Annotated in this window: 15 protein-coding genes; 4 read left to right on the top strand and 11 right to left on the bottom strand. The window is 31.0% G+C overall.

The features are described 5' to 3' along the window. The first annotated feature begins 110 nt into the window (after positions 1 to 110). Positions 111 to 1,376 (top strand): uracil permease, encoded by a 1,266-nt coding sequence (uraA, locus tag HMPREF9709_RS02885; RefSeq protein ID WP_005397774.1) that lies wholly within the window; start codon positions 111 to 113, stop codon positions 1,374 to 1,376. A gap of 57 nt (positions 1,377 to 1,433) precedes the next feature. Here uraA and HMPREF9709_RS02880 read toward each other — a convergent pair whose 3' ends face one another. The 7 genes from HMPREF9709_RS02880 to HMPREF9709_RS02850 all read right to left on the bottom strand — a co-directional run bounded on the left by HMPREF9709_RS02880 (position 1,434) and on the right by HMPREF9709_RS02850 (position 9,141). After that, on the bottom strand, positions 1,434 to 2,087 hold the full coding sequence (locus tag HMPREF9709_RS02880) for a trimeric intracellular cation channel family protein (protein WP_005397772.1): 654 nt from the start codon (positions 2,085 to 2,087) through the stop codon (positions 1,434 to 1,436). Positions 2,088 to 2,090: 3 nt separating this feature from the next. After that, positions 2,091 to 2,972 (bottom strand): Hsp33 family molecular chaperone HslO, encoded by an 882-nt coding sequence (hslO, locus tag HMPREF9709_RS02875; protein ID WP_005397770.1) that lies wholly within the window; start codon positions 2,970 to 2,972, stop codon positions 2,091 to 2,093. A gap of 118 nt (positions 2,973 to 3,090) precedes the next feature. Beyond that, the gene (locus HMPREF9709_RS02870) at positions 3,091 to 3,708 is read right to left on the bottom strand and encodes an NUDIX hydrolase (protein ID WP_005397768.1); all 618 of its coding nucleotides are present in this window, start codon (positions 3,706 to 3,708) and stop codon (positions 3,091 to 3,093) included. A 1,101-nt stretch (positions 3,709 to 4,809) separates the two neighbouring features. Further along, positions 4,810 to 5,013: a cold-shock protein gene (locus HMPREF9709_RS02865; RefSeq protein WP_005397766.1), complete on the bottom strand. Its 204-nt coding sequence runs from the start codon at positions 5,011 to 5,013 to the stop codon at positions 4,810 to 4,812. Positions 5,014 to 5,088: 75 nt separating this feature from the next. Then, positions 5,089 to 5,826 carry a class I SAM-dependent DNA methyltransferase gene (locus HMPREF9709_RS02860; protein WP_005397764.1) on the bottom strand — a complete coding sequence of 246 codons (738 nt, stop codon included), beginning with the start codon at positions 5,824 to 5,826 and terminating at the stop codon, positions 5,089 to 5,091. 1 nt (position 5,827) lies between these two features. Then, positions 5,828 to 6,364: a hypoxanthine phosphoribosyltransferase gene (gene hpt, locus HMPREF9709_RS02855; RefSeq protein WP_005397763.1), complete on the bottom strand. Its 537-nt coding sequence runs from the start codon at positions 6,362 to 6,364 to the stop codon at positions 5,828 to 5,830. 140 nt (positions 6,365 to 6,504) lie between these two features. Continuing rightward, positions 6,505 to 9,141 carry a valine--tRNA ligase gene (locus HMPREF9709_RS02850; protein WP_005397761.1) on the bottom strand — a complete coding sequence of 879 codons (2,637 nt, stop codon included), beginning with the start codon at positions 9,139 to 9,141 and terminating at the stop codon, positions 6,505 to 6,507. A 319-nt stretch (positions 9,142 to 9,460) separates the two neighbouring features. Between HMPREF9709_RS02850 and HMPREF9709_RS09510 the strand changes: the two genes are divergently transcribed. The 3 genes from HMPREF9709_RS09510 to HMPREF9709_RS02835 all read left to right on the top strand — a co-directional run bounded on the left by HMPREF9709_RS09510 (position 9,461) and on the right by HMPREF9709_RS02835 (position 13,468). After that, positions 9,461 to 10,252 (top strand): kinase/pyrophosphorylase, encoded by a 792-nt coding sequence (locus HMPREF9709_RS09510; RefSeq protein WP_005397759.1) that lies wholly within the window; start codon positions 9,461 to 9,463, stop codon positions 10,250 to 10,252. A gap of 6 nt (positions 10,253 to 10,258) precedes the next feature. Then, on the top strand, positions 10,259 to 12,916 hold the full coding sequence (gene ppdK, locus HMPREF9709_RS02840; RefSeq protein WP_005397758.1) for a pyruvate, phosphate dikinase: 2,658 nt from the start codon (positions 10,259 to 10,261) through the stop codon (positions 12,914 to 12,916). A 69-nt stretch (positions 12,917 to 12,985) separates the two neighbouring features. Then, a complete protein-coding gene (locus HMPREF9709_RS02835; RefSeq protein WP_005397756.1) occupies positions 12,986 to 13,468 on the top strand; it encodes a hypothetical protein in 483 nt (160 codons plus the stop codon). A gap of 87 nt (positions 13,469 to 13,555) precedes the next feature. On the opposite strand, the gene pyrE is transcribed toward HMPREF9709_RS02835, so the two are convergent. Genes pyrE through HMPREF9709_RS02815 form a run of 4 tightly spaced genes read right to left on the bottom strand, consistent with a single transcriptional unit; the run spans position 13,556 to position 16,556 of the window. Then, positions 13,556 to 14,221, bottom strand: a complete 666-nt coding sequence (gene pyrE / locus HMPREF9709_RS02830) for an orotate phosphoribosyltransferase (protein WP_005397754.1) — start codon at positions 14,219 to 14,221, stop codon at positions 13,556 to 13,558. Between the two features lies 1 nt (position 14,222). After that, positions 14,223 to 14,921, bottom strand: coding sequence for an orotidine-5'-phosphate decarboxylase (pyrF, locus tag HMPREF9709_RS02825; protein WP_005397752.1), 699 nt, complete (start codon positions 14,919 to 14,921; stop codon positions 14,223 to 14,225). After that, a complete protein-coding gene (locus HMPREF9709_RS02820) occupies positions 14,914 to 15,825 on the bottom strand; it encodes a dihydroorotate dehydrogenase (RefSeq protein WP_005397751.1) in 912 nt (303 codons plus the stop codon). The genes pyrF and HMPREF9709_RS02820 overlap by 8 nt, the downstream gene beginning before the upstream one ends. Beyond that, positions 15,822 to 16,556, bottom strand: a complete 735-nt coding sequence (locus HMPREF9709_RS02815) for a dihydroorotate dehydrogenase electron transfer subunit (RefSeq protein WP_005397750.1) — start codon at positions 16,554 to 16,556, stop codon at positions 15,822 to 15,824. Before HMPREF9709_RS02815 ends, HMPREF9709_RS02820 begins: the two co-directional genes overlap by 4 nt.

The raw sequence follows: 16,556 nt of genomic DNA, 5'->3' as shown, positions 1-16,556 counted from the left end.
GAATATATTAAAATAATTTAACTTTAAATCCAAAAATTTCTCCTCCATTTTCTTGACTTTTTTTTCTAAAAGCCTTATATTAAATAAGATAAATTTTTTTAGGAGGAATTATGAAAGAACAAAAACGTATTTACCAAATTGAGGATAAATTGCCAGTTAATTTATTATTACCATTATCTTTACAACATACTTTTGCTATGTTTGGTGCCTCTATTTTAGTTCCTATTATTTTTGGAATTAATCCAGGTATTGTTTTATTTATGAATGGTATTGGTACATTACTTTTTATTTTTATTACTAAAGGAAAAGCACCCGCTTATTTGGGTTCTAGTTTTGCATTTTTAGCACCAGGTACTGCTATTATAGCAAATCAAGGATTTCAATATGCTCAAGGTGCTTTTATTTTTGTCGGTCTGCTTGGGTGTTTATTAGCATTTATTATTTATAAGTTTGGTACAAAGTGGATAGATGTTGTACTTCCACCTGCTGCAATGGGAGCTGTAGTTGCTTTAATTGGTTTTGAGCTTGCAACAAATACGGTTACTGGAGGAAGCATTGGAGCTAATTTGATGACTGAAACTTCTCAAACTGCAGACTGGATTGTATTTTTAATTACTTTATTAACCGCAGTTATTGGTTCAGTTTCGTTTAAGGGATTCTTGTCAACCATTCCAATCCTGATCGCAATTGTTGTTGGATATATTGTTTCAATAATGTTTAATATGGTTGATTTTACACCGGTTACAAATGCAAAATTATTTACAATGCCTTTATTCCAAGCACCTAAGTTTTCTTGGGAAGCAATGATTGCAATGTTGCCAGTTATTTTGGTAATTACATCTGAACACATTTCTCACCAAGTTGTAACATCAAATATTGTTGGTAAGGATTTAATTAAAGAACCTGGTCTACACAGATCTATTTTTGCAGATAACTTTTCTTCTGCACTTTCTGGTTTAGTGGGTGGTGTGCCAACTACAACTTATGGAGAAAATATTGGAGTTATGGCAATTACTGGAGTGTATTCAGTACAAGTTATTGCTGGAGCGGCAGTATTTTCCATTATAATGGCATTTTTCGGACCACTTGCAGCATTCATTCAAACCATACCAGGAAACGTAATTGGTGGTGTAACATTCCTTCTATATGGAATGATTGGTACATCTGGTATAAGACTATTAGTTGATAAACAAGTAGACTATAGTAAAAATGTAAACTTAATTTTAACTTCTGTAATCTTTATTACAGGTTTATCAGGATTAAAAATGCAATTTGGTTCAATACAATTAAGCGGAATGGTTTTAGCATCTGTAGTCGCAGTAGTTTTAAGTGGATTTATGGCTTTATTAAATAAAATAGGTATCTTACACGATTAGAGATATTCGTTTAAAAACAAATCCCAGAAAGTTAGTTTGGTAACTTCTGGGATTTTTTTATTCTATAATAACTGTAGCTTTTGGAAGATTCCATTTTTTGTGATATGCCACTATTCTAATCGCGATAATAATGACTATGCACAATGGAATGCTGATTTGTTCGGGAATAATATTTACCTTTTTAAATAAATGGAAAAATAATCCACCCACAATTGAAGCAGAAGCATAAACATGTTTGTTTAAAATATAGGGCACGCTATCGATTAGCAAATCTCTAATAATCCCTCCTCCTACTCCACTTATTAAGCCCACAAATATATATAATATCAGGCTATGATTATTGTTTATATGATATGCAATTTGCATTCCGGTAATGGTAAACACTCCTAGCCCAATTGCATCTGAATAAATCAATGCTCTTTCAAATATTTTATTTACAGTCCTCTTATTAACATTCTCATTAAAAAAGCTCAATATAAAAATTGTTGCTGAAGTAATTAAAGATATATAAATATTTGTTCCAGATCTAAAGGTTAAGGGAGGATTTATTCCAATTGTTAAATCTCTTATAACCCCACCACCTGTGGCTGTAACAACACCTAAAATTAAAACTCCTAATATGTCGAGATTCTTCTTCATTCCTTCCATAGCACCGGAAAGTGCAAATGCCACCGTCCCCAACACTTCAATATATAAAATATAATTACTCATATATTATCTGCTTTCTTGAATTAACTTAGTTAAATCATCTTTATCAAATAAATATCTAGTATTACAAAACTCACAAACAACTTCCGCTTGTCCATCTTCATCAATAATTGTTTGCAAATCTTTTTTTCCAATAGATATTAATGCTGCTTCTATCCTCTCTCTTGAGCAATCACATTTATATTTTAACTCTTGCTTTTCTAATATTTCTGGTTCAAGCTCACCAAAATATTTATTTAATATATCTTCTGGAGTAAGTCCTTCATCTATCATTTTTGAACAAGGCTCTAAATTTTTGGCAATATTTCCCAATTTAGTTAAGTCTTCTTCGCTTATTCCTGGTAATACTTGTACAAATATCCCACCCGCAGCTCTGACAGACAAGTCAGTATCTACTAAAACTCCTAAAGATACAATTGTAGGAGTTTGTTCAGAGTAGAAAAAGTAATTTGCGATATCTTCAGCAATCTCCCCTGTCACAATATCAGACATTCCTGTATAAGGAGTCTTAAGTCCATAATCTCTAATAATCGCAATGTTTCCGCTTCTACCTACAAAAGCACCTACATCCAACTTTCCTGGAAATTTTGATGGTGCATCCGCTTGAGGATTAGATGCAGCAATCTTCACTTCCCCTTTAGCATTTGAAACAGAGGTAAGTTTACCACCGATTCCATTCCCATCAAATTTAATAGTTAACTTCTCATCATCGTTTTTAGACGTAATGCCCATAATAGCAGCAATAGTCGCCAATCTTCCTAACGCAGCAGTTCCAGTAGCAGAACTCTCATGTATCTCTCTAATTTCTTGTACAAGTTGTGTCGTATCCGCAATAAAAATTCTTACATTTTGTTTCTTATCAATCGATCTAATAACATAATTTTCCATAATTTACCCCTTATTAATAACTATGATAATTATACCGAATCTATGTAAAATAGTAAAACAGATAATGTAAAAATGCTAATAGAAGCCGTACACCATATTACAACAAATACAAATCTATCTAATCAAAAAGAGCCTCTCGAATATCATTTTGAATAAAGTCGAAACACATTAAAATTTGATCTTTAGTTGTCTTTTCTAATGCAAGATTATCAGGTATATCATGTCTAGTAAATAACCCTATCTCAGTAGTCTCAATATTTTCCTTAAAATCTCCACCTATAAACTCACAAAGCATAAAAATCTTTATTATTCCATAAGCATGATTTTGAACATTATGCTTTCTCCAATCCTGTACTGCAATAACCCTTTTAGATTTGACATTTAATCCTGACTCTTCAAATACTTCCTTCTCAATATTTGAACTAACAGATTGATCAACATCACACCAACCCCCAGGTAGAGCCCATGTACCATTATTTTCATGAACCAAAAGAATCTTTCCATCTATAAATACCGCCTCTCTTGTATCTAATTTAGGAGTCTGATATCCCGATTCATTACAAAATAAATCTTTCACTTTTTCCACAGAAATGTCAGACTTTAAAGACATCATTTCTGCTGCAATTTCTCTTAATTCCTGATATCGTTCAATATCATATTTATCTTTGCCATAAGCTAATCCCGCCTGTGCAATACTTTGAATCTTAATCGCAAAATCTATCCATTTATCTTTCATGATTTCCAACTTTCATTGGAATGTTTATGCTTTATATGTTTGTTAGTTTAGTATGTGAGAATGTGTTTCTAGTCAGATTATAGTTGCTCGTATGTATGTGGGTATTAATTGGGATTCATTATTTCATTATAAAAAAGACAACACACTTCTTGTTATATAGCAGAATGTGTTGAAGTTTTTTTTGTGAGACAACATACCTCGAGTTTATTTGTTGAAATGTGTTGAAGTATAATCATAATTTCACCAATTTAAGCTATTCCTTATACATAAAATTAATGCTTTTATAATATATGTATAAAATTTTAAAACGCTTATACATATTCCCCTTTTTTTAGAAATTAATGTATATATTATTTCAGGATTTTATACATATATCATATTGTTTTATCGAAATGTGTATAATACTTTTTTTAAATTTATACACATCTTAATTAAAACGTGCTGAATGTGTATATATTTAGAGAAAATTTTATACATAAATTTTATTTTTTTACAAATATGTATAAATTATTTTTGACTTTATACATATATTTAATAAATGTCGAAAATGTGTATATATTATGGTAATGGAAATCTAAGCTCCCTTATTCGGTCGCTTTTCACAACTCAACTTTGATTCGAAGCTTCCTATTCGGTCGCTTCTCATCAAGTATCGCTGTATCTGACTGACTTTTATCTTCATCGATTAGAATAATCAATGAGCGATAAAGTCCAGTCATGATTGCAGTGTAGCCTTGCGTTTTGAAGCCCTAACTTATGCGCTCAATTGCTGCATGGTATAAAATACCAAGCAGTAATTGAAGTATAAAGTAGGTCTCATGCCAAGAATCTCTAAGAGAAGCGACTTTAGGAGCTTCAATTAGATAGACTCGTCGGCAAGTACTTTTGTCTTCAGACGATGCAAAGCATCGCCTGGCTAGGTCATTTCACGTGCTACATCTGCTCTAAGCTCCCTATTCGGTCGCTTAATCGCAGTGTAACTTTGCGTTTGACCTACTTTTGTCTTCAGACGATGCAAAGCATCGCCTGAGCGACAAAGTTAGGTCATAAAAAATACCCCCTCGAAAATGAGGGGGTTTACTTCCAATTAATACAACTATATTATAATTTTACTACATTAGAAGCTTGAGGGCCTTTTTCGCCTTCAACGATTTCGAACTCAACTGCTTGACCTTCGTCTAAAGTTCTAAATTCGCCATTATCTTCTAAAGCAGAAAAGTGTACAAATACATCTTGACCATCTTCAGTAGAAAGGAATCCATAACCTTTTGTTGCGTTGAACCATTTAACTGTTCCTTTTACCATTTTGTCCTCCATAATTCTATAGCAATTTATTTTTGCTATGTTTTAATAATAGCACAAGGAATATTTATATTCAAATTATTTTTTTGCTGAAAACAATATCCTTTGAGTTTTGTTTTCTGTAAATTTTCCGCCATCTTCATCAAAATAATCTATTTCCGAGAATCCTATTGATTGTAAAATTTCGATTATTTCTTCTATTGAATAATATCTTTCTACTTGTTCTTCTGTAAATCTCTCATAGGAGTTACTGTTTTCATTTTTAATGAAAAAGTTTAAGTTAAAATATACTAGATTGTCTTCTAATTGATTTTCCCACGTATAGAAGATGTCGTTTTTTTCGTAAATGAAGTGGTTGTTACCTAAGACATCTATTAATTTATATCGGGAATTTAGGTCGAAGATAAATATTCCACCGTCTTTTAGTGAGGTATAAATGTTTGAAAATAAAGTTATTAATTTGTCTTTATCTGTAATGTAATTTATCACATCTAGTAATGTGATGACAGCATCAAATTGATAATCTTTATAGTTAAATTTATACATATCTTGCATTATTAGATTAACATTGTCGAAATCTATCAACTTGGTGAATGCATGATTTAACATGTCTATAGAATTATCAAAGGCTAAAATGCTGAAGTTTTCATTTTTTGCCAATTGCTGTGTTAGGTTACCAGTGCCACACCCAATTTCAAGGAGTTGACCGTCTGTAATTTTATGTTTTTTTAATAAATCAATTATATTTTTTGAATATTTTTTATAATTGATATCAAAAACTAATTGATCGTAAAAATCTGAAAATCTATTGTACATTTTATTCTTTTGAGTCGTTTTCTACGAATGCAAAGATGTATGGACAATTTCTATAATAGTCACCATAGTTTAATCCATATCCCACTACAAATAAATCATCAATTGGTTCTCCAACAAAATCAGGATAAATATCTACACGTCTTCTTTCTGGCTTATCTAAGAAAACTGCAGTTTTAACTGATTTAGGATTGAATGTTTTAACATGATTAACTATCGCGTTTAATGTAATACCTGAATCACAAATATCATCAATGATAAGCACATTTTTATCTTCAAGATTATATCTTACATCATGCACAATATCCACTCTACCTGAAGTTTCAAAGTTGTCACCATAACTTGTTGTTGTCATAAAGTCAATAACTGTTGGTACTTTGATTTCTCTCACTAGGTCTGCGGCAAAAACAAAACTTCCTCTTAGTAAAGAAATCGCAACAATTGGCTCATTGCCATATGCTGCTGTGATTTCTTCACCCATTCTTTTTACTACTTCTTTAATCTTCTCTGCTTCAAATAATACAACCTTTTTTCTATCCATTGTCTCGGTCTCCTCTATTGGTAAAATTTAGTTTACTATTAATTTTGTCAAGTGTATCTAGTATTTTATTTAATGTAATTTGCATAGTTGTCAGTACTATTAACAAAATTATAAATAGTGTAATTGTCCAAATATCCATATTAAATCTTACTTTCTATTTCAGAAATGCTCTTTTCAACTTCTGCTAGCATTTTTGAATATTTCTCAACTTTCGCTTTTTCTTCATTTACTAATTTTTCAGGAGCTTTTGAAGTGAATTTTTCATTTGAAAGTTTTCCTTTTGCTCTTTCAATTTCAGATATTATTTTTTTCTTTTCACCATTTAGTCTCTTCAATTCTTTTTCGTTATCAATTAAACCTTCTAAAGATAGGTAAAGTTTGTAGTCATCTTTAATAATTGTAGCTACATTTTCTAAATCTCTATCTTCTCTGATTACTTCCACTTCACTTAATGAAGCTAATGAAACAAGATTTTCTGATAATCTAGTGAAAATATCTGAGGTCATATCTGATTCAGTAAATACAAATAATTTTGACTTGTTTTTGTGTGGCACATTAAGCTCAGATTTTTGAGCTCTAATAGAAGTAATAGCATCAATTAATTTGCTGATTGCTTTTTCTTCCCATTCATAATTATTTTCTTCTTCATATATTGGATATTTCGCATTTATTATTTTTTCTTCTGTTTTTATGTTTGGTAAAAATGAATATATTTCTTCAGTAATAAATGGCATATATGGATGCAATAATCTTAATATCTTATCTAAAGAATATAGCAATACTGCTAAAACATTGTCTTTTTCCTTACCTTCATTTTGTAATCTTGTTTTAGTAAATTCGATGTACCAGTCACAAAATTCGAACCAAATGAATTCATATAAGTTTTTAGCAACTATTCCTATTTCATATTGATTAAGTAATCTGTCAACATCCTTTGATAACGTATTAATTCTTGAAATAATCCATTTATCTTCAATTGTTAAGCTATTTCTATCAAGTATATATTCTTTGTCATCTTCTAGATTCATAAAGATATATCTTGATGCATTCCATAATTTATTTGCAAAGTTTCTTTTATCTTTAACTTCTGTATCGATATATCTCATATCATTTCCTGGGCTATTTCCAGAAACTAAGTTAAATCTTAAAGCATCTGCACCATATTTTTCTATTTCATCAAGTGGATCTATACCATTATCTAAAGATTTAGACATCTTTCTACCTTGGGCATCTCTTACAATACCATTTAGGTAAACAGTCTTGAATGGTAATTTTCCTGTATTATATAAAGATGAGAATATCATCCTTATAACCCAGAACATTATTATGTCATATCCTGTAATTAAAGTATTTGTTGGGAAGAAGTATTTATAGTCTTCAGCAGCTTCATTTGGCCAACCTAATGTTGAAAATGGCCACAATGCAGATGAGAACCAAGTATCTAAAGTAGCTTCATCCCTTGTTACAGGACCGTAAACTGATTCATCTGGTTTAGTTTTTGAAACTATTATCTCTCCGTCTTCAGTGTAGTAAACAGGGATTCTGTGTCCCCACCAAAGTTGTCTAGATATGTTCCAATCTCTTAAATTTTCTAACCAGTTTACATAAATTTTTCCAAATCTTTCTGGAATGATTTTTAATTCACCATTTTTGTATGCTTCTAAAGCAGGTTTCTTTAGAGTTTCCATAGCAACAAACCATTGTTTTGAAACAAGAGGTTCTATTACTGTACCACATCTTGAACAGTGACCAACAGCGTGTTCGATGTCTTCTATCTTAACTAAAAGACCTAAATCATCCATTTCTTTTACAATTTTTTCTCTAGCTTCAAATCTATTTAGTCCGGAGTATTCTCCATAACCTTCTGAAATGGTTGCATCATTTTCTATTACTATACATTGACCTAAATTATGTCTCTCACCAACTTCAAAGTCGTTTGGGTCATGCGATGGAGTAATTTTTACACAACCTGTACCAAATTCTTTATCTACATATTCGTCCGCAATTATTGGTATTTCTCTACCTACTATTGGTAGAATCAGAGTTTTTCCTACATATGAAGTATATCTTTCATCTGTAGGATCTACTGCAACTGCCAAGTCACCAAGCATAGTTTCCGGTCTTGATGTAGCAATTGTCATCTTTCCACTTCCATCCTTTAAAGGATAGTCGAAATACCATAAATGTCCTTTTTCATCTATATGATCTACTTCAGCGTCTGATATTGAAGTGTTGCAATCTGTACAATAGTTTACAATTTTTTCGCCTTTATAAATCAATCCATCATTGTACATTTTTACAAAAACTTCTTCAACTGCTTCAGATAAATTTTCATCTAAAGTGAATGCTTCTCTTGACCAATCAGCAGAAACGCCAATCTTTCTCAATTGTTTCTTTATATTTCCGCCATATTTTCTTGTCCAATCCCAAGCTTCTTCTAAAAACTTTTCTCTTCCTAACTCTTCCTTAGTATGTCCTTCACTTCTGATTTTTTGTACAACTTTTGCTTCTGTGGCAATACTTGCATGATCTGTACCTGGAAGCCATAATGTAGAATATCCTGACATTCTCTTCCATCTTATAACTATATCTTGCAATGTTGAAACTAACGCGTGTCCCATATGTAAATTACCAGTTACATTTGGTGGAGGCATCACTATTGTGAATGGTTCTTTACTTTTATCTCTTATGGCTTTAAAATATTCGCCGTCTTCCCATTCCTTATAAATCCTATCTTCGAATGATTTAGGATTATAATTTTTTTCTAAATTTTTCATCTTTCCTCCAAACATATTTTTTCAAATTATATTACTTTATTATAGTCATTATCTTGATTCTAGTCAAGTGCTCATCATTATATGGGGCTTTTTAAACATTTATATTTAATCAATATTGAAATATTTAAAAATTTTTATAGAATAGTTAAAAAAATATGATTTAAACTTGTAAACTATTTCACATTTTGGTATAGTTTAAATTAGGGGAATTTGTTTTCAAATTCTCCTTTTATTTTTTCATTAATAAATACCGATTTTCTAGACATTTCCAAATTTTTTGGTATAATAATAACATAGTAATTTAATTTCGGAGAACGATATGCAAAATGAAAAAGTTTGGATTCTGTTAGATAGAAATTCAAAATCATTAGGTCACATTTTAATAAAGAATTATTTCATGCAAGAAATGCAAGAAGAAATAAAAATTTATGACTCAATTAATACAATTGAAGATTTATATAATTTTGATTTTTATTCTACAGATCAAGTTATTTATTATGCATTCGAAGATAAGATAATGTCTGAATATACTAAGGAAAAATGTAGAAAATTAAAGATCAAATACTTTGATGTTTATGCTTCTGTGTACAACTTCTTAAGTAGCATTTTTTCTAAAATATCAAAAGGTGGTAGTATTCCAAACATTTTGGCGCAAACTCTAGAGAATAATCCAATTGAATTTACGCTAAATAACGATGATGGATCCAATCCACAGTCAATTTTTGAATCTGACATCATAATAATCGGAGTTTCAAGAACATCGAAAACTCCTCTATCTATTTATATGTCTAATCTGGGATATAAAGTGACAAATGTCCCTCTGGTTCCTGAAATAGAACTTCCTAAAGAACTATTGCATGTTGAACCAGAAAAGATAATTGCTCTTACAATGGACCCAGCTAGATTAATAGAAATTCGAAAAGAAAGAATCAAATCATTGGGTATCCCCTCTGATTCCGGTTATGCTACTAAAGAAAGAGTACTTGTAGAACTTGAATATTCACACAAAGTCATTCAGAAATTAAATTGTACACAAATTGATGTTACTCATTTATCTATTGAAGAAGCATCAGAAAAGATAAAAAACATTATTGATTCTAGAAAGGGGTAAATAAACATGGATAATAAAAAATATGTTTATGGTTTTGATGAAGGTAACAAAGACATGAGAAGCCTTCTTGGTGGTAAAGGTGCAAACCTTGCTGAAATGACCAAATTAGGCATCAATGTGCCTTTTGGATTTACAGTTAGTACAGAAGCATGTATAAGATACTATGCTGAAGATAAACAACTATGGGATGAATTAGTTGATGAAATAAAAAAACATATCAAAAAAACTGAAGAAGTTCTTGGCAAAAAATTTGGGGATAATGAAAATCCGCTACTATTCTCAGTTAGATCTGGTGCCGTTGTATCAATGCCTGGTATGATGGACACTGTGTTAAACTTAGGTTTAACAGACGTATCTGTAGAAGGATTAGCTAAATCAACAAATAACCCAAGATTTGCTTATGACTCATATAGAAGATTTATTCAAATGTTCTCAGATGTTTCAAAAGGATTAGATTCAGAACATTTCGAAGAAATATTAGCAGATGAAAGACAAAAAGCTGGAGTAGAATTAGATAAAGATATTCCTGCTGAAAACTTAAAAGAAGTTGTTAGAAGATATAAAGAATTATATAAAAAAGAATTAGGTGAAGAATTCCCACAAGATCCAATTGAACAATTATTAGCAGCTGTTGCAGCTGTATTCGCTTCTTGGAATAACGAAAGAGCTATTTTATATAGAAGATTAAACAGTATACCTCATGACTTAGGTACAGCAGTTAACGTTCAATCTATGGTATTTGGTAACAATGGTGAAACATCTGGTACAGGGGTTGCATTCTCAAGAGACCCATCAACAGGTGAAAATGTATTATATGGTGAATACTTAATTAACGCACAAGGTGAAGACGTTGTTGCTGGTATAAGAACACCAAGCCATATCTCAGAATTAGAAAAACAAATGCCTGAAGTTTATAAGGAATTCTATGACACTGCTCAAAAATTAGAAAATCACTACAGAGATATGCAAGACTTAGAGTTTACAATTGATAATGGTAAACTTTATATCTTACAAACAAGAAATGGTAAGAGAACAGCTCAAGCAGCTGTAAATATCGCTGTAGAATTAGTAAACGAAGGTTTAAGAACAAAAGATGAAGCATTATTAATGATTGAACCTACACAATTAGATCAATTATTACACCCTACTTTTGATGAAAAAGCACTGGAAAAAGCTGAAAAACTTACAAAAGGTTTAGCTGCATCTCCAGGGGCTGCAACAGGATATATTTCATTCTCAGCAGGCGATGCTACATTGAGAAATGCTAAAAATGAACCAGTAATTTTAGTTAGAACAGAAACATCACCAGAAGATTTACAAGGTATGGATTCCGCAAAAGGTATCTTAACATCACGTGGTGGTATGACATCTCACGCTGCCGTAGTTGCTCGTGGTATGGGTAAATGTTGTGTTGCTGGTGCACATGAAGTTTTAGTAAACGAAAAAGAAAAAACTGTTACAATTGGTGATGTTGTACTTGGCGAAAATGATATGATTTCATTAGACGGTTCAACAGGTATCGTTTATAAAGGTGAAGTAGCAACAAATGATCCTGAATTATCAGGTAATTTTGCAACATTAATGTCATGGGCTGACGAAGTAAGAAGATTACAAATTAGAGCAAATGCGGATACTCCACACGATGCACAACAAGCATTAGATTTAGGAGCTGAAGGTGTTGGTTTATGTAGAACAGAGCATATGTTCTTTGCAGAAGATAGAATTAACGCAGTAAGAGAGATGATTCTTTCAAATACATTAGCTCAAAGAGAAAAAGCTTTAGCTAAGATTGAACCAATTCAAGAAGAAGACTTCTATGACATTTACAAAGTTATGAATGGAAAAGCCGTGACAATTCGTCTTTTAGATCCACCACTACATGAATTCTTACCACATACAGATGAAGATATCGCAATTGTGGCTAAAGAATTAGGTGTAACAATTTTAGAACAAAAGAAAGCTATCGACGATCTTCATGAAGTTAACCCAATGTTAGGACATAGAGGTTTAAGATTAGCTATAACATTCCCAGAAATTTATCAAATGCAAGCTAGAGCTATTACTAAAGCTGCTTTAAGAATGAAAGAAGAAGGTGTTGATGTTAAACCAGAAATTATGATTCCTCTTGCAGGTGATGCAAAAGAATTAGAAGTAGTAGCATCTTCAATTAGAGCAGAAATTGATAAATTATGCGAAGAAAATGGACAAGAGTTAGATTACCACATTGGTACCATGATTGAAATCCCAAGAGCAACATTATTAGCTGATGAAATCGCAGAAGTTGCTGAATTCTTCTCATTTGGTACAAACGACTTAACACAAATGACTTATGGATTCTCAAGAGACGATGCTGGTAAATTCCTTGCACAATACTTAGATGATGGTATTTTCGAAAAAGATCCATTCCAAGTTATTGACCAAAAAGGTGTGGGTAAATTAATGAAGAATGCCGTTAAACTAGGTAAACGTACAAGACCAAATATTAAACTTGGTATTTGTGGTGAACACGGTGGTGAACCATCTTCAGTTGCATTCTGTGATGAAATTGGTTTAGACTACGTTTCATGTTCTCCATTTAGAGTACCAATCTCAAGATTGTCTGCAGCGCAAAAAACATTAAGAGACAGACAACTTCAAATGACAAGAATAACAGAATTATTCTAGAATCAATATAAAAAATGAGAGTTGCTGAAAAGTAACTCTCGTTTTTTTTTAATATACAGGAGGACGACATTGTTAAATAATAAGTCTAAAAAATATCTAATAACATTAATTACAATACTAATTACTAGTTTCATATTAGTTTCCTGTAATGAAAAAATAAAAGATAAATATGAAATCTTAGGAATAGATGCTAAACCTATATATTTAGAGAAAGCAAGCATTGCAGGCGACCCACTTTATATATACGAAATTAAAGATTATGGCGATTTGACTTTAACTAATATAGATGATGATTTCAAACAATATATGAATACTCCAATTATTTCATTTGTTAAAATAATTGAAGATGAAAGTAACGCATTAGAAACAAAAATAGATAGAGATAAATTAGCGGAAGATATTTCAAGCATACTAAATAATAAAAATAATCTTTATAAGTATATTAATAATGACAAAAGGGGAATAGATACTATAATTCTATATGATGTTACTTCAAATAACGGTTATATTATTGAAATTGATAGTTATTTTAGATTTAAAAAATCAAAGTAATACAATACAGTTATAATTATCTGAAACAAAAAACTGTTGCAAACTACATTACCGAAATTTTGCAACAGTTTTTTATTAATATATTTATTATCTAACACCATACTCTTGATAATATTTTTCAATATTTTTAAGATTATCTTCAGTCAAAACTTCTGTATTTTCCTTTAAATACTCCACCACTTCTTTCATATTTACAATTGATGCAGTCTTAAAATTATATAATTCTGAGACTTCTTGTAGTGCAGTTTTTGACTTATCTTTACCATATTCCATTCTATCTAATGAAACTATTAATCCAATAACTTCTACATCTTTGTTTCTTGTTATGATTGGATATGTTTCTTCAATTGATTTCCCTGAGGTTGTAACATCTTCAATTATTAAAACTTTAAGTTTTCTATCTAATTTATCCCCTAAAAAAATTCCTACATCACCATGATCTTTGATTTCTTTTCTATTCGAAGAAAATTGTACTTCCTTACCATAAAGTTCATTTAGCGCAATGGTTGTAGCTACTGATAATGGTATACCTTTATAAGCAGGACCAAAAATCACATCAAAATCTAAACCAAAGTTTTCTTTTATTGATTTAGCATAAAATTCTCCAATTTTCTTTAGTTGATATCCTGATTTATATAGTCCGGCATTCATAAAGAATGGTGATTTTCTACCACTTTTTAATGTGAAATCTCCAAATCTTAATACTTCACTTTCAAGCATAAAATTAATATATTCTTTTTTATAGTCTCGCATTTTACCCCCTCATAGTCTTTTCAATTTCATAATATGTATTATATGGATCTTGACTCTTAGTAATACTTCTGCCTACTACAATGTAGCTACTACCCTCTTCTTTTGCAATTGAAGGTGTGGCCACTCTCTTTTGATCATCTTTACTATCAGATGAAAACCTAATGCCTGGTGTTACAGTTAAAAATTCATCACCGCAAATTTCATGTATTCTTTTTGATTCTAAAACTGAACATACAACACCGTCTAGACCTGAGTCCTTTGCATTTTTTGCATAGTGCAATACTGCATCAATTACTTCACCTTCAATTAATAAATCATTGTTCATAATTTCTTTAGAAGTTGATGTTAATTGGGTCACACCTATACAAAGAGGTCTTTTATCTCCTATTTTACCTTCTTCTAAACCTTCTATTGCAGCTTTCATCATTTCTTTGCCACCTGCACAATGTAAATTTACAATATCTACATCTAATTTAGCTAGATTTCTCATTGCAGATTTTACAGTATTTGGAATGTCATGTAATTTTAAATCAAGAAAAATACTATGTCCTTTTTCTTTAATTTTTTCAATAATTTGCGGTCCGGCACTATAAAATAGTTCCATTCCCACTTTTACATTTATAGGTTTATCAAATTGATCTAAAAAATATAACGCTTCTTCTTCATTTGTAAAGTCTAATGCTACTATAGTTTTATTCATGTGCCACTCCTATTATTTCTTCAATTGATTTGTATCCGAGTTCTTTAATCCTATTTGGTAATTGTTCAATAATTTCTTTACAAATATATGGATTGATAAAATTATGCATTCCAATCTGAACGGCAGATGCACCTGCCATCAGAAATTCTATTACATCATCAACACAACTTATACCACCCACTCCAATGATTGGGATGTTAACTGCTTCATAAACTTTATATACCATGCTTACCGAAATTGGCATAATTGCAGGGCCACTCAACCCGGCATGCTTTCTAGCTATTAATGGTTTTCCTTTTTTTACGTCGATTTTCATTCCTAATAATGTATTTATCATAACAATTGCATCAGCACCAGCTTCTTCAACCGCTTTTGCTATTTCAACAATATTTGTCACATTTGGAGAAAGTTTTACATAAACGGGTTTTTTTGAAACTTCCTTAGCTAATTTTGTAATATTATATGCTAATTCTGGATTAGTCCCTAAACCAATACCACCATGTTTTACATTAGGACATGAAATATTTAATTCAAATGCTTTAATTACATCAAAATCATTTAATCTTTTTATTACTTCAATATAGTCTTCTTCTGTTGCTCCAGCAACATTTGCTATGATATTTGTATCCAGTTGTTTCAAGAATGGAAGTTTTTCTTCTATGATTTTTTCAACTCCTGGATTTTGAAGTCCTATAGAATTAAGCATACCACTTGGTGTTTCTGCCACTCTTGGTCTAGGATTTCCAAGTCTAGGTTCTAATGTAATACTTTTTATTGCAATACCACCCAAAATATTTAAGTCATATATTTCAGAAAAATCTTCACCAAATCCAAAACATCCACTTGCCGGCATAATTGGATTTTTAAATGTTAAATCATTTATCTTTACACTTAAATCAATCATTCCACTACCCCTATCTCAAACACAGGACCTTCTTTGCAGATTCTATAATATTTTTGAGGATCTTTTTTATCCTTGCATACACAACCCATACAAGTTCCTATGCCACAAGCCATTCTTGATTCATATGATACATAACCATTATCGAATTTACCTTCAACCTCCTTAAGCATAATTTCAGGTCCACAAGCGTACACAAATCCATGAAGGTTGTATTCCTCAACTAACTGCATAACATGTCCTTTATAGCCATTACTACCGTCCATAGTTGAAACAAACACTATACAACCAAGCTCTTCAAAAGCTTTTTCTAAAAATATTGAGCTACTATTATTAAAACCTAAAGCTACAGTAACTTTTTTATTCAAATCTCTATAAAGTTTCGCTACTTCATATAGAGGTGGCACGCCCACGCCACCGCCAATTATTAAAATTTCATCCTCATCTTCATGTATCGTGAAAGGATTACCTAAAGGACCAAGAATATCAATCATCATTCCTGCTTCAAATTTAGACATCTCTAATGTACCTTTTCCAAGTATTTTATAAATAATTTTTATACTACTTTCTTCCACTGAAGAAATTGATATAGGTCTTCTTAAAGAAAATCCTGGAACTTTTATATTAATAAATTGACCTGGTTTTATTCGCTTAGTATTCGGGAATGAAATTTCCATTTCAAAAGTATCTTTGGCAATTAAAATATTTGAAATTATTTTACAATTATTTATCAT

It is taken from the genome of Helcococcus kunzii ATCC 51366, assembly GCF_000245755.1.
Classification (GTDB): domain Bacteria; phylum Bacillota; class Clostridia; order Tissierellales; family Peptoniphilaceae; genus Helcococcus; species Helcococcus kunzii.
This window is presented reverse-complemented; position numbering and strand designations above follow the sequence as displayed.

Bases quoted from the DNA above. Each gene is read 5' to 3' on its own strand.
- pyrE (WP_005397754.1), bottom strand. From the start codon at position 14,221: ATGCGAGACTATAAAAAAGAATATATTAATTTTATGCTTGAAAGTGAA.
- HMPREF9709_RS02860 (WP_005397764.1), bottom strand. From the start codon at position 5,826: ATGTACAATAGATTTTCAGATTTTTACGATCAATTAGTTTTTGATATC.
- HMPREF9709_RS02820 (WP_005397751.1), bottom strand. From the start codon at position 15,825: ATGATTGATTTAAGTGTAAAGATAAATGATTTAACATTTAAAAATCCA.
- HMPREF9709_RS02870 (WP_005397768.1), bottom strand. From the start codon at position 3,708: ATGAAAGATAAATGGATAGATTTTGCGATTAAGATTCAAAGTATTGCA.
- HMPREF9709_RS02865 (WP_005397766.1), bottom strand. From the start codon at position 5,013: ATGGTAAAAGGAACAGTTAAATGGTTCAACGCAACAAAAGGTTATGGA.
- uraA (WP_005397774.1), top strand. From the start codon at position 111: ATGAAAGAACAAAAACGTATTTACCAAATTGAGGATAAATTGCCAGTT.
- HMPREF9709_RS02850 (WP_005397761.1), bottom strand. From the start codon at position 9,141: ATGAAAAATTTAGAAAAAAATTATAATCCTAAATCATTCGAAGATAGG.
- HMPREF9709_RS02815 (WP_005397750.1), bottom strand. From the start codon at position 16,556: ATGATAAATAATTGTAAAATAATTTCAAATATTTTAATTGCCAAAGAT.
- pyrF (WP_005397752.1), bottom strand. From the start codon at position 14,921: ATGAATAAAACTATAGTAGCATTAGACTTTACAAATGAAGAAGAAGCG.
- ppdK (WP_005397758.1), top strand. From the start codon at position 10,259: ATGGATAATAAAAAATATGTTTATGGTTTTGATGAAGGTAACAAAGAC.
- hpt (WP_005397763.1), bottom strand. From the start codon at position 6,364: ATGGATAGAAAAAAGGTTGTATTATTTGAAGCAGAGAAGATTAAAGAA.
- HMPREF9709_RS09510 (WP_005397759.1), top strand. From the start codon at position 9,461: ATGCAAAATGAAAAAGTTTGGATTCTGTTAGATAGAAATTCAAAATCA.
- HMPREF9709_RS02880 (WP_005397772.1), bottom strand. From the start codon at position 2,087: ATGAGTAATTATATTTTATATATTGAAGTGTTGGGGACGGTGGCATTT.
- hslO (WP_005397770.1), bottom strand. From the start codon at position 2,972: ATGGAAAATTATGTTATTAGATCGATTGATAAGAAACAAAATGTAAGA.